This is a genomic window from Alteromonas sp. KUL17, from assembly GCF_006538305.1.
In the GTDB taxonomy this organism is placed as follows: domain Bacteria; phylum Pseudomonadota; class Gammaproteobacteria; order Enterobacterales; family Alteromonadaceae; genus Alteromonas; species Alteromonas macleodii.
In genome coordinates, this window is record NZ_BJKJ01000001.1 from 323,451 (window position 1) to 335,724 (window position 12,274).

The window sequence follows — 12,274 nt, forward strand, 5'->3', positions numbered from 1 at the left end:
TTTATCATATTTAAGGTTAAGGACTGAATGGCTATTCAGCTTCCTCCAATGCTTTAGCAAGCAACGCAGCTGGCTGATAACCAGGAATCAATGAACCGTCTGGCAGTACGATATTTGGCGTGCCATTCACGCCTAATTTTTGACCTAACATGTACTGCTCTGCCACTTTATTTTTACAGCTTGCGCTAGCTACGTCGTTACCCGCTTTAGCTTTAGTTAACGCTTTTTGCGGGTCTTTCGCACACCACACCGACACCATATCGTTGTAGTTTTCACTGTTTAACCCAGAACGTGGAAACGCAAGGTAGTGTACGGTGATGCCCGCATCGTTGAGTTCATCAATCTCGTTGTGAAATTTACGGCAATAGCCACACGTAATATCAGTAAATACGCTTATTTCATGCTTTTCGTTTTTGGCCTTAAACGTAATAGACGATGATTCCATCTCTTTTACGCCTTCTTTGCGCAGCCCAGAAAGTGCCAGCTCTGTTTCGTTACGCATCTCTTCATCAATGTTAAAAACACGAGCCTGAAGCAGATACTGCCCGTTTTCACTTACGTAAAATAAACCGCGGTTTGTTGATACCTGAACCAGCCCTGATACTGGAGAGTCAGCAATAGTTTCTACATCTAACCCTAGCATTGAGGTTAATTTATCACGGATAGCCGCTTCATCAGCCGCTTGCGCACTAAGCCCTAATAGAGAACCTGCCGCAACTACACTGGCTAACAATACTTTCTTTACTGCTTTCACTAAATACTCTCCATTTTGCCATTTAAGTTCTCTTGTACTTATTGGCTTAACATGCAACTGCTTGAATCGGTATCTTCCATTTAAAGCAATTGCTAAAAATTTTTACATTCATAACGTTCAGACCGTAAAACTTAGCAAAAAATTGCACGTTAAACGCTAATTTTCTTTTAACCTCAGTACATTTAACGTCATCATTTAAATTCAGCCGCGTTAAAGCACTAACGGAAAATGTATTTTCTAAACGTTTTGCATGGCTCGTATCCTATCATAGACCTTTTTATTTTATATACGTCGTCACTGAGCCTCGTCGTACACAGCCCCCAATTTATAGCATTCTTTATTTGTATATTTAGCCAATTTAGCCACGTGGGTGATGACTGTGGATTAAAGTTTGAAGTCGCTCTGTCGCTACATGGGTGTATATTTGAGTCGTTGACAAATCGCTGTGCCCCAACAGCATTTGTACAACACGTAAATCAGCACCGTGATTCAAAAGGTGTGTCGCAAAGGCATGACGCAACGTGTGGGGAGAAAGGTGCTGCTCAATTCCCGCTTTCACCGCATAGTATTTAATGCGATGCCAAAATGTTTGGCGCGTCATTTTCTGTCCACGCTTGCTTAGAAATACCACATCAGAAGCCTTACTGGCGAGTATCGGTCTTGCTGTTTTAATATAGGTCAGCAGCCATTCTATTGCATCTTCACCAAGGGGCACTAAGCGCTCTTTATTCCCTTTACCCACAACCCTAACTACGCCTTGCTGAAGGCTTATTTGATCCATTGTTAACCCAATAAGTTCACTTACACGAAGGCCGGTTGCGTAAAGCACTTCAAGCATGCTCTTGTCCCGACATTCAATAGGGTCGTCGGTAAGGGGGGCATTTAGCAAATCTTCAACTTGTTGCTCACTGAGTGAAGAAGGCAAAGCTTTGGGTGTTTTCGGATTAGACAGCGCGGAAACTGGGCTATCAACGCGAACCTGCTTACTAATTAGGAATACGAAAAACGCCCGGATAGCGCTAAGCGCACGTTGGGTGCTGCGTGTGGACAGCCCCTTGTCGTGTCGATAGGCTAAATAATCCTGAAGCTGCTCAGTGGTCAGCACAGCGATATCTTTTACGCCTTGATTGTTGCTGAAGATAGCAAGCTTAGTAAGGTCGGTGCGATAGCTCTGCTGAGTATGATCAGACAATCCTTTCTCAAGCCAAAGCATCTCGATAAAACCATCGATATGCGCCTGACTCGCTGCCGGCACATAAGTTAACTCACGTTGAGTTTTTGCCATCTAAAAGCCACGCTTTTGCTTAATCAGCTCGTAGGCTGATTGAATATCTTGCGCTTTCTTTTTCGCAATTTCCATTGCCTGTTCAGGTAGCCCTTTAGACACCAGCTTATCGGGGTGATGCTCAGACATGCGCTTCCTATAGGCACGTTTTATTGTCTTTTCATCGTCAGATGCCGCCACACCTAATATGTGATAGGCATCATCTAAACTTTGCTGTTCTGAATAGGCTGATTTGCTGTGCTGACGTTGACCTGAATGAGTGCGTTGTCCTGAGCCAGAGTTAGACCGCTGCCTAAAGCGTATTTCAGCTTCATACATTGAAATTAGATAATCTAAATCACGACGCCTAAAGCCTAGTGGCTTCGCTACTTTTTCAAGTACGTTGTATTCTTCCTGTGAAAGCTGACCGTCGGCGAAAGCGGCTTGAATAAGGATCTCTAAGAATACTTGAAGAATATCCCGTCTACCGTGGCTGGCGTCGTAAAAACCTTTCAAGGTATCGACTAGAGGAAAGTCTCGTGCTTTGCCTTCTCTAAATGCATCCTGAGCTTCACGACGGGCATCCCCAGTTAAACGCATCTCGTCCATTAATGCTGTGGCGATTTGAATTTCTCTGTCCGTTACTTTGCCGTCAGACTTAGCAAGATGGCCTAACGCACTAAACAAACTATGAAAGAAAATAGCTTGCTGCTTCAGATTGTCCTGATCGGTAAAAAAGCGCCCAAAGCCACCTAGCTGATTGAAGTCTTGGCGATAGGCTTTATCAAAAAAGTGCCCGACTAACAGCCCTAAGATCGCCCCAGGTATTTTAAGAAACATAAAGCCGAACAAGGCGCCGAGGATTTTTCCCCAAATTGACATCGCGTCATACTCCGTTGGTGCACTGTTTAGAAAGTTGATGTTACTGTAGTGAAATCACGCCGTGCAGAGCGCGTTATACCAATCATCATATCAAATACATAAGTTAATTAACTAGGGCTTGTGCAGCTTGAAATCAAGCTTACTGCCACTAATTGCCTCCGTCTTTGATGTGTTGTGCATATAAAAGTGCATTTTTTTGTCTGAATGGTTGGTAATTACGACAGAAGTGCTTAGAATTGAGCGCTTATATAAATAGTAATAGCGAGTGAAAGCTACATTAACTCTTTGCCAAGAAGTAATGTGCATTATCACTGTTTTTTTAAACGTTATGTCGAACTAACCGAGACGGACGTCGTCTTACTTGGGTTTAAAAGCAACATACAACAAAACAGGCCGCCCATTAACGCATGAAAAACACCTGCGCCATGCTTGTTTCCGCGACTCTTTTGCCTACAGTCGCGTTTGCACAGGAAACGACAGCTTCAAATTCTAAACCAACGTCAGATGCAGCCCCTCTTGCATTCTGCTCAGTCGAACCTGTTACTTTCAGTAGCCAAGCATTAATGCCCAAAGGCCACGTTAAAGTTGAAGCTAACCGTACTGAAATTATCCAAGATACCGTAGCGCTGTTTTCTGGTAATGTTGATATCACGTCAGATACTGCGGTAATTAGTGCATCTCAAGCACAAATTAACGGAAGTGGCAGAGACCTTATTGCGAAAGGCGACGTAACGTATCAAGACTCGCAGTTAAAAGTAGAAAGTGATGCTGTGACCCTTCGCTCTGAAGAAGAGCGCTTAGAAATGCAAAATACCCGCTATCAGCTGACGGGTTTTGTGGGTCAGGGAGCCGCAAAAGATATTGTATTAGATACAGACACGGGAATTGTGCTCAAAGAAGTTAGCTTCACTACGTGTCCTGAAGGCGATGAAGACTGGCTAATACGCGCCAGTGAAATTAGTTTGGAAAAAGGGACCGTATGGGGCCAAGCCAAACACACACGCTTCTACATTGCCGATGTTCCAGTGTTTTATTTACCGTATTTTGCGTTCCCTGTTAGCAACGAGCGCCAAACGGGCTTATTGTTTCCAGAGTTAACCAGTTCAAGCAGAACGGGCGTCGACTATACGCAGCCTTTTTACTGGAATATTGCCCCCAACTATGACATGACCATCTCACCGCGATTGATGACCCTTCGCGGTCTTCAGCTGAATACTGAGTTCCGTTATCTAACGGAGCGTAGCCAAGGCAAAGCGTACGTGGAGTACTTGCCGAGCGACTCAGATATTAGTGGGAACCCTGACCGATATTTTTATCGCTTGGAGCATCAAGGGCTTATAGCTGACAACTGGTTACTAAACGTTGATTTCAACGGATTAAGTGACGACAACTATTTAGTTGACCTTGGTTCAGATTATTATAGTCGCGCTGACACCCACCTATATCGTAGCGTTGGATTAAGTTACTACTCGCAAAATCTATCCGTAAATATGCAGATAAAAGATTTTGAAGTACTGGGTAATACTGCAGATAGCTATCGCGCCGTACCTGAGATCAAAATCAACTACAACAAAGCGTTAGGTGAATATCTAGAGTTCAACCTAGACTCAGAAGTCGCACACTTTGACAATACTCTCGATACCGCTCCAACGGCTACTCGTTTTCACGTTGCACCTACTTTAGCGGTGCCGCTTCGCGCAGCATGGGGTGAACTTGTCGCAGAAACCACGCTTTTTCAAACGGTTTATCAACAAGACAATGTTGAAGGAACTGACTTAAAAGAAGATGTTGAACGCACATTAGGACAAGCTCGCCTTTATGGCGCATTATATTTTGAAAGGGATAAATCGTGGTTCAGCGACGATATGTCGATGACTTTAGAGCCAAAGATTCAATATCTTTATACATCGTATGAAGACCAAACTGCGATTGGATTCTATGACTCAACGCCGCTGTTAACCGACGTTGAAGGATTGTTTAGAGGTCAGGAATTTACTGGCCTTGATAGAATAAGCGATAACAACCAAATCACCCTTGGCGCGACCACACGCATGTTGGATAAAAACAATCGGGAACAATTTGTTCTTAGTGTGGGTCAGATATTCTACCTTGAAGATAACAAAGTCATTGCGGCAACCAAGAATCAAGATCGTTCAGCGCTCGCCGCTGAAGTGGATTGGCGCTTTAATAAAAACTGGTTCTTCCATTCTGATGTGCAAGTGACCACTGACACAGACAAAGTTGACTTAAGCAGCGTGGGTATTGAATACCGCAAAGATGATTCGCGCTTTATTCAATTAAGTCATCGCTATGTTCGCGATCTCAGTGGTGAAACCATAGATCAAATTGGTATTTCGGCAAGCTGGCCTATTTCTGAAAATTGGCAGTGGGTTGGCCGTACTTACCGAGATCTTGAACGCAATAGAAGTGTAGAAACCTATGCAGGTATCCAGTATGAATCATGCTGTTGGGCGGTGCGATTAGTTGCGCAGCGCAGTCTGAACAACCGTTACAATGCTAGCGGCGAACAGACAACAGACGATTTTGATTCTGGAATATCGCTACAATTTATTTTCAAAGGCATCGGGTCATCTGGTACCCAAAAAAGCATGCTTCAAGACGGTATGTTTGGCTATCGTCAGCCTTATAGTTTAAATTAACCCGCAGTTGAGCGCTTACAGCGCTTAAATGCAATCAACCAATAATAAAAGAGTGTGTATGAAGTTCATTATCCGTGCATTGATGTTAGGTGCCCTACTCTCGTTTAACAGTGTTGCGCAAGAGGTCATGCTTGACCGCGTGGCCGTAATTGTTGACCAAGGTGTTGTGCTTGAAAGCGAAATTGATGCCCTTGTACAAGACGTTAAACGCAACGCAGAAGCTAATAATCAACAGCTACCGTCAGATCGTGCGCTTCGTACACAGGCAATTGAGCGTTTAATCACTAAGAGCCTTCAGCTTCAAATGGCAGAGCGTATGGGTATTCGCATTAGCGATCCACAGCTAGAGCAAACCATTAGCAACATTGCAGCGAATCAAAATGCAACGATTGAAGAACTTCGTGCCCAATTAGCGGCAGAAGGTATTGCATACGATGATTACCGCGAAGACATTCGCGAAGAAGTTATCATGGGTGAAGTTCGCCGTGCTAACGTACGTCGCCGTGTTTATATTACACCTCAAGAAATTGAAACCTTGATTGACCTGATGGAACAGCAAGGCGCTACTCAAGCTGAATATCGCTTAGGTCACATTCTTATTGGTTTCCCGCCAGAGCCTACAGATGAAGATATTCAATCGGCACGTGAGCGTGCAGACAAAGTCATTTCACTATTAGAGTCAGGCTCTGATTTTGCTAAAATCGCCATTGCGTCATCATCAGGTAACGAAGCGCTCGAAGGCGGTGACATGGGCTGGCTTAACATTAACGCCATGCCGACGCTTTTTGCTGAAGCTATTCAAAACAAAGACAAAGATGCTCTTGTTGGACCTATTCGAAGCGGTGCAGGCTTTCATATCCTAAAAGTATTAGATACGCGCGGTATTGAGAAAGTCACGGTGGAAGAAGTAAACTCTCGCCACATTCTTGTTAAGCCGTCAATCATTCTTAGCGAAGACAAAGCTAAAGCCATGCTAAACCGCTTCAAGGAAGAGGTGAAAAATGGTGAAGCTGATTTTGCAGAGCTAGCTAAAGAGCATTCAGAAGATCCTGGTTCAGCCCTTCGCGGTGGCGAGCTTGGCTGGTCGGATCCAAATAATTACGTGCCTGAGTTTAAAGACGCACTTGCACAGCTTGAGCCTGGAGAATTTAGTGAACCTGTTCGTACCGTGCACGGCTGGCATTTAATTCAGCTTATTGAACGTCGTATTGATGACGCTACCGATAAGCGCAAAGAAGATAAAGCTTACCAGCTTATCTTCAACCGTAAATTTTCAGAGGAAACCGAGAACTGGTTACGTGAGATGCGTGATGCCGCTTACGTAGAAGTTGTCGACTCGTAACAATAAGTTATTCATGAGTACACCAATTAAAATAGCAATAACGCCGGGAGAACCGGCAGGTATCGGGCCAGATTTGATCATAAAACTGGCCCAGGAAGCATGGCAAGCGCAGCTTGTCGTGTTTGCCGATGGCGAAATGCTCAAAGCACGAGCAAGCGCCTTGGGGCTGCCATTAACGCTAATCGATTACGATGCCACTAACCCGCAAATTCAAGATGCGGGTTCGTTGTTTATAAAGCAAATAGATAAATCCGTTGACGTTACGCCAGGCGAGCTTGATAGCGAAAACGGGTTATACGTAGTAGAAACTCTGCGCCAGGCGTGTCAGGCAAATATGGATGGCGACTTCGACGCCGTCGTTACCGGCCCCGTACACAAAGGCATTATCAACAAAGCAGGGGTATCATTCAGCGGTCATACTGAGTTTTTTGCGTATCAGTCCAATACCATTGATGTGGTTATGCTTCTGGCAACTGAAGGTCTTAATGTAGCGCTTGCCACCACGCATATTCCCCTTGAGTATGTAGCGAAAGCTATCACCCGAGAGCGTCTTCATAAGGTCATTCATATCATCAACACCGACCTTAAATTGAAGTTTGGCGTTAAAGAACCTCACATTTATGTGTGTGGCTTGAACCCTCACGCGGGTGAAGATGGTCACATTGGCACTGAAGAAATTCATACCATCATTCCGGCGCTTAACGAACTAAGAGAAGAAGGCTTAAAGATCACAGGCCCTCTACCTGCAGACACCATATTTCAACCCAAATATCTGGAAAATGCTGACGTAGTGCTGGCTATGTATCACGACCAAGGCTTACCCGTGCTAAAATATAAGGGTTTTGGGGCTTCAGTGAATATCACGCTAGGGTTACCTTTCGTTCGTACATCGGTAGATCACGGTACTGCATTAGACTTAGCAGGAACAGGTGAAGCCGACGCCGGTAGTTTCAGAAAAGCATTGGAAAAAGCCATCGAGCTTGCACATCATCAACAATGAGTAAAACACACTTAGGCCATACGGCCAGAAAGCGATTCGGACAAAACTTCCTTCACGATGATTACGTGATAGGCAAGATTGTTGCGGCTATCGCGCCAAAAAATGAACAAAACCTGGTAGAAATTGGACCCGGTTTAGGCGCATTAACAGATCCTGTTTGTGAAGAAGTAGATGCACTCACAGTCATTGAGCTAGACAGAGATCTTGCTAAGCGGTTGAGACACCATCCATTTAACGGCAATAAGCTAACGGTTATTGAACAAGATGCAATGACCATGGACTTTGGCGCCCTTTCTAAAGAAATGCCAGTCAAAGACAAAAAGCTTCGCGTATTTGGTAACTTGCCCTACAACATTTCGACACCACTAATGTTTCACCTTTTTGATCATGCTCACTGCATAGAAGATATGCATTTTATGCTTCAAAAAGAAGTGGTAAACCGCTTGGCAGCAGGACCAGGTTCTAAGAATTACGGCAGGCTTTCCGTTATGGCGCAGTATTACTGCCACGTCATTCCGGTACTCAATGTTCCGCCGGGTGCCTTTAAGCCACCCCCGAAGGTTGATTCTGCAGTAGTGAAGCTAGTGCCGCATCAGGCTCCGCCAGTAGACGTTGAGTCTGTAAATACGCTTGAGCGCGTCTGTGCGCAAGCGTTCAACCAGCGCCGAAAAACCATTCGCAACTCGCTGAAAGACAGTTTAAGTGAAGAGGAGATCCGTGAGCTAGGTATCGATCCTACCTCTCGCGCAGAAGTATTATCACTTAACGATTTTGCCACAATAGCAAACGCTGTGTCGGCAAAAGAGCACCAACAAGAGCAGTAAGTTCTCTATGGATGTACTTGATATTAAGGTGCGGGTGAAAACCCGTCACCTTCCCGACCACCTTCCGTCAGATTCAAAGCAATTTGCCTTCGCGTACCACATTACGATTGAGAACAATAGCGACCATACGGTGCAATTACTCAGTCGCTACTGGAAAATTACCGATGCAAATGGCAAGACATCAGAAGTTGAAGGTGATGGGGTTGTAGGCAAGCAACCTATCATGAAAGCGGGCGAGCATTTTGACTATACCAGTGGCGCTGTCATTGACACACCGGTTGGGAATATGGAAGGCTACTATGTAATGGAATTAGAGAGCGGCGAGCGTTTTCGCGTTCCTATCGACGTTTTCCGATTAGCCATTCCAAGTATTCTTCATTAAGGTTTCTATGTCGCAAGGTAACACGTACGTCATTGGTGATATACAAGGCTGTTACGAGGGTCTTCGTCGCGCGTTAGATAAAGTAAAATTCGACGAAGAAAACGATACGCTACTCGCAGTAGGTGATTTAGTTGCTCGAGGAGAAGATTCTTTGAGCACATTGCGCTTTTTAAAGTCTCTCGGCAGCCAGTTTAGCAGTGTTTTAGGAAACCACGACCTTCACTTACTTGCCGTTGTAAACGGTATTCGCAAAGCAAAAAAATCCGACAAATTAGAGCCTCTACTTAATGCTTCAGACTTGACCGAACTTATTGACTGGTTGCGTCAGTTCCCGTTGGCAATGAAGTTAGATGAGCAATCAGTAATGGTGCATGCTGGACTCTATCCTAAATGGTCTATCGATGAGTGCGTTTCACTTAGTGACGAAGTTAGCAACATCCTAAAATCCGACAATTACGCTGCTTTTCTTTCAGAAATGTATGGTAATAAACCCAACAACTGGTCAGATAAACTTAAGGGTGATGAGCGACTGCGTTTTATTGTGAATGCGTGTACGCGCATGCGTTTTGTTCATACCGATGGCACACTCGATTTTGATAACAAATCTCATCCCAGCGCAGTATCCCACAGCACTAGTTGCACGTTAAAACCATGGTTTGAAGTAGAGAATAAAAAGCTCGGTGACGATCAACGAGTGGTATTTGGGCATTGGGCAGCTCTGTCGGGCCAAACAAACAGCCATCAATTTATCGGCTTAGATACAGGCTATGTTTGGGGGCAAAGCATGACTTTGCTAAACCTGAACTTCGCTTCGCTTGTGAGTGTTTCTGCCTAAAACCAGAGTTTACTGGCTCCGCAATTATCCAATTCGCACATATTTACGTGTATAATTTTACACATCAACTGGTATTACCAGTTAAACTTTCTACACTTAAGTGCTAAATAAAATAAACATTAAGTTATTGTAGCCGATACACTTACTTACGATAGTAACGATAATGTCTCATTATCTACTCAGTAATTAAGCAAACTAGCTTCTTTAATCGCTATATTTTGTTTGCTGAGACGGGTAATATCGTTAGGGATAAAAATAAAAAACACTCATCCAGGAGTTCCGATGAAAATAACGGTAGCCACACGCGTAATCGGGGGATTTGTAGCGATTAGCGCACTTCTGATCGTCATTAGTGTTGTTTCACTTTATAACCTCAACTCAATAGGCTCAGCAACGGAAGAAGTAAATGACGTTGCATTACCCACAGTAGCAGGCAGCAATGCACTTAAAGCCAGCTTTCTCAATATGGGACGACTTACCTTCGAGAGCTACATCGAAGAAGATCTAAATGGCTTAAAAGACAAACGAGCGTCTTTTAACTCTGCCAAAGACACCTTTGAGAGTGAATATAAGAAACTGGCGCAGGCCGTTAATAACGAGCCTGAACTAAAGAGCACGCTGAATACTGTACGTGAATCATATGAAGCATATATCACCAATGTTGAAGCGATGTACAAAAATCACCAAATGTACCTTGATATACGCAACACAATTCAAGACAGACTGGGTGACGCCGAAGACAACGCAGACGATGCATCTACCTACCTTCTAGACTTCTCAGACTTAGACGCAGTTCAGCGCGACTCTAACCTACGACGTGCGGCAGAAATCGGCGGCCAACTTGAGACGTCGCTGCTTTCTTTGCTAACGGTTTCATACGAGTACATTAAAACAGAGACACTGGTTCGTTCGCAGACGCTAGGCAACGAAGTTGATTTGGTTGTCGAGAAAGTGGTCACTCAATTAAGCGACATGATGCAAACTGCGGGCGGCCGCGATGATTCTGGTACTCTTGATGACATTAACGACTTGGTTAACAATGCAATCAATGCGATTAAAGCTAGCGATGGCGTGGTTCAGCTTCATGTTGATCGTCTAGAGCGTAGAAATGATGCTGAAAAAGCGCTTAACGCTTCAGACTCAAATATCGCGCAAGCGGTTGTCGCTCTTGAAAACCTGCTCAACCTTGCAGACAAGAAAGCGACACATGTAGAAAATCAGGTTAATGGCGCGATTGCGACAGGCAACACGTTCGTTATTGTGGTCGTTATCATCTCGATTGCAGTAGCAGCATTCATTGGCTACGTGACCGTTCGCGCAATCACACGTCCGCTTTATCGTGTAAATGAACTTCTGACGGTGGCTTCATCGGGTGACCTTACGCACCGCTTAGACGATTCGGCGCAAGACGAATTTGGTCTTTTAGCTCGAAACTGTAATACGCTAATTGGAAACCTGAAGGAGCTCATTACAGCCATTAACGTTCGTGCTGAACAGCTGGCAGCCGCCTCAGAACAAACGTCTGCAGTGACGGCGCAAACGACGCATTCAATTCAGGATCAGAAATCACAAATTGGCCAAGTAGCAACAGCAACCACAGAAATGCACTCTACGTCGCAGCTGGTTGTGCAAAACGCTGAAGATACACTAAGTCAAATTCGCCATGCGGATGCTGAGGCTGAGAACGTGCGCCAAATCTCACTAGAGAATAAGAACACCATTGAGATCTTATCTCGTGACGTTCAAGAAGCGGCAGACGTTATCAATAAGCTTCATCAAGACAGCGCAAGCATTGGTGGCATCTTAGACGTTATCCGTGGTGTTGCAGATCAAACCAACCTGCTCGCCTTGAATGCTGCTATTGAGGCAGCGCGTGCTGGTGAACAAGGTCGAGGCTTTGCGGTTGTTGCTGATGAAGTAAGAACCCTCGCCAGCCGAACTCAAGAATCGACACAAGAAATCAACGCAATGATTGAAGTGCTTCAAGCGGGTGCTGAAAAAGCGGTATCGGTGATGAATCAAGGTAAAGAGCAAACTGCGGCGTGTGTGGCACAAACTGAAAAAGCTACACAGGCATTGGATATCATCTCTGACGCCGTTCACAAAGCCCATGACGTGAGCTCTCAAATTGAGCAGTCTGCCCGTGAACAGAATACGGTATCACAAGAGATCAGCGAAAAGCTTGAAACTATTGTGGGTATCGCTGAAGAGACGACAGCTGGAGCACAGCAAACGTCTGAGTCTAGCCATGAAGTGGCTCGACTTGCTGAAGAGTTACAACAGTCTATCAGACAGTTTAAAGTGTAACGCTTTTTACAAACCTGTTTTAAG

General features: G+C 44.7%; 10 protein-coding genes. 7 read left to right on the forward strand and 3 right to left on the reverse strand.

What is annotated here, in order from left to right; all coding sequences use genetic code 11:
- Positions 1-31 precede the first annotated feature (31 nt).
- The 3 genes from dsbC to djlA all read right to left on the reverse strand — a co-directional run bounded on the left by dsbC (position 32) and on the right by djlA (position 2,900).
- Entirely contained in the window at positions 32-754 is a 723-nt protein-coding gene (gene dsbC, locus KUL49_RS01370; RefSeq protein ID WP_014948313.1) for a bifunctional protein-disulfide isomerase/oxidoreductase DsbC, read from the reverse strand.
- A 358-nt stretch (positions 755-1,112) separates the two neighbouring features.
- The gene (gene xerD, locus KUL49_RS01375; protein ID WP_014975697.1) at positions 1,113-2,039 is read right to left on the reverse strand and encodes a site-specific tyrosine recombinase XerD; all 927 of its coding nucleotides are present in this window, start codon (positions 2,037-2,039) and stop codon (positions 1,113-1,115) included.
- The gene (gene djlA, locus KUL49_RS01380; RefSeq protein ID WP_131136048.1) at positions 2,040-2,900 is read right to left on the reverse strand and encodes a co-chaperone DjlA; all 861 of its coding nucleotides are present in this window, start codon (positions 2,898-2,900) and stop codon (positions 2,040-2,042) included.
- Positions 2,901-3,307: 407 nt separating this feature from the next.
- On the opposite strand from djlA, the gene lptD reads away from it, so the two are divergent.
- The 7 genes from lptD (at position 3,308) to KUL49_RS01415 (ending at position 12,250) form a co-directional block, all read left to right on the forward strand.
- Positions 3,308-5,560 carry an LPS assembly protein LptD gene (lptD, locus tag KUL49_RS01385; RefSeq protein ID WP_131136049.1) on the forward strand — a complete coding sequence of 751 codons (2,253 nt, stop codon included), beginning with the start codon at positions 3,308-3,310 and terminating at the stop codon, positions 5,558-5,560.
- A 28-nt stretch (positions 5,561-5,588) separates the two neighbouring features.
- The gene (gene surA, locus KUL49_RS01390; protein ID WP_258312597.1) at positions 5,589-6,902 is read left to right on the forward strand and encodes a peptidylprolyl isomerase SurA; all 1,314 of its coding nucleotides are present in this window, start codon (positions 5,589-5,591) and stop codon (positions 6,900-6,902) included.
- Between the two features lie 13 nt (positions 6,903-6,915).
- Positions 6,916-7,902 carry a 4-hydroxythreonine-4-phosphate dehydrogenase PdxA gene (gene pdxA, locus KUL49_RS01395; RefSeq protein WP_014975694.1) on the forward strand — a complete coding sequence of 329 codons (987 nt, stop codon included), beginning with the start codon at positions 6,916-6,918 and terminating at the stop codon, positions 7,900-7,902.
- Positions 7,899-8,726, forward strand: coding sequence for a 16S rRNA (adenine(1518)-N(6)/adenine(1519)-N(6))-dimethyltransferase RsmA (rsmA, locus tag KUL49_RS01400; protein ID WP_014948308.1), 828 nt, complete (start codon positions 7,899-7,901; stop codon positions 8,724-8,726). Before pdxA ends, rsmA begins: the two co-directional genes overlap by 4 nt.
- A gap of 7 nt (positions 8,727-8,733) precedes the next feature.
- Entirely contained in the window at positions 8,734-9,108 is a 375-nt protein-coding gene (gene apaG, locus KUL49_RS01405) for a Co2+/Mg2+ efflux protein ApaG (protein ID WP_014948307.1), read from the forward strand.
- Between the two features lie 7 nt (positions 9,109-9,115).
- Complete coding sequence (locus tag KUL49_RS01410) at positions 9,116-9,943, forward strand: symmetrical bis(5'-nucleosyl)-tetraphosphatase (RefSeq protein ID WP_131136050.1); 828 nt, start codon at positions 9,116-9,118, stop codon at positions 9,941-9,943.
- 282 nt (positions 9,944-10,225) lie between these two features.
- On the forward strand, positions 10,226-12,250 hold the full coding sequence (locus KUL49_RS01415; protein WP_131136051.1) for a methyl-accepting chemotaxis protein: 2,025 nt from the start codon (positions 10,226-10,228) through the stop codon (positions 12,248-12,250).
- Positions 12,251-12,274: the final 24 nt, after the last annotated feature.

Coding starts and splice junctions, on each gene's coding strand:
- xerD (WP_014975697.1), bottom strand. CDS start 2,039: ATGGCAAAAACTCAACGTGAGTTAACTTATGTGCCGGCAGCGAGTCAG.
- djlA (WP_131136048.1), bottom strand. CDS start 2,900: ATGTCAATTTGGGGAAAAATCCTCGGCGCCTTGTTCGGCTTTATGTTT.
- rsmA (WP_014948308.1), top strand. CDS start 7,899: ATGAGTAAAACACACTTAGGCCATACGGCCAGAAAGCGATTCGGACAA.
- pdxA (WP_014975694.1), top strand. CDS start 6,916: ATGAGTACACCAATTAAAATAGCAATAACGCCGGGAGAACCGGCAGGT.
- lptD (WP_131136049.1), top strand. CDS start 3,308: ATGAAAAACACCTGCGCCATGCTTGTTTCCGCGACTCTTTTGCCTACA.
- KUL49_RS01410 (WP_131136050.1), top strand. CDS start 9,116: ATGTCGCAAGGTAACACGTACGTCATTGGTGATATACAAGGCTGTTAC.
- apaG (WP_014948307.1), top strand. CDS start 8,734: ATGGATGTACTTGATATTAAGGTGCGGGTGAAAACCCGTCACCTTCCC.
- KUL49_RS01415 (WP_131136051.1), top strand. CDS start 10,226: ATGAAAATAACGGTAGCCACACGCGTAATCGGGGGATTTGTAGCGATT.
- surA (WP_258312597.1), top strand. CDS start 5,589: ATGCAATCAACCAATAATAAAAGAGTGTGTATGAAGTTCATTATCCGT.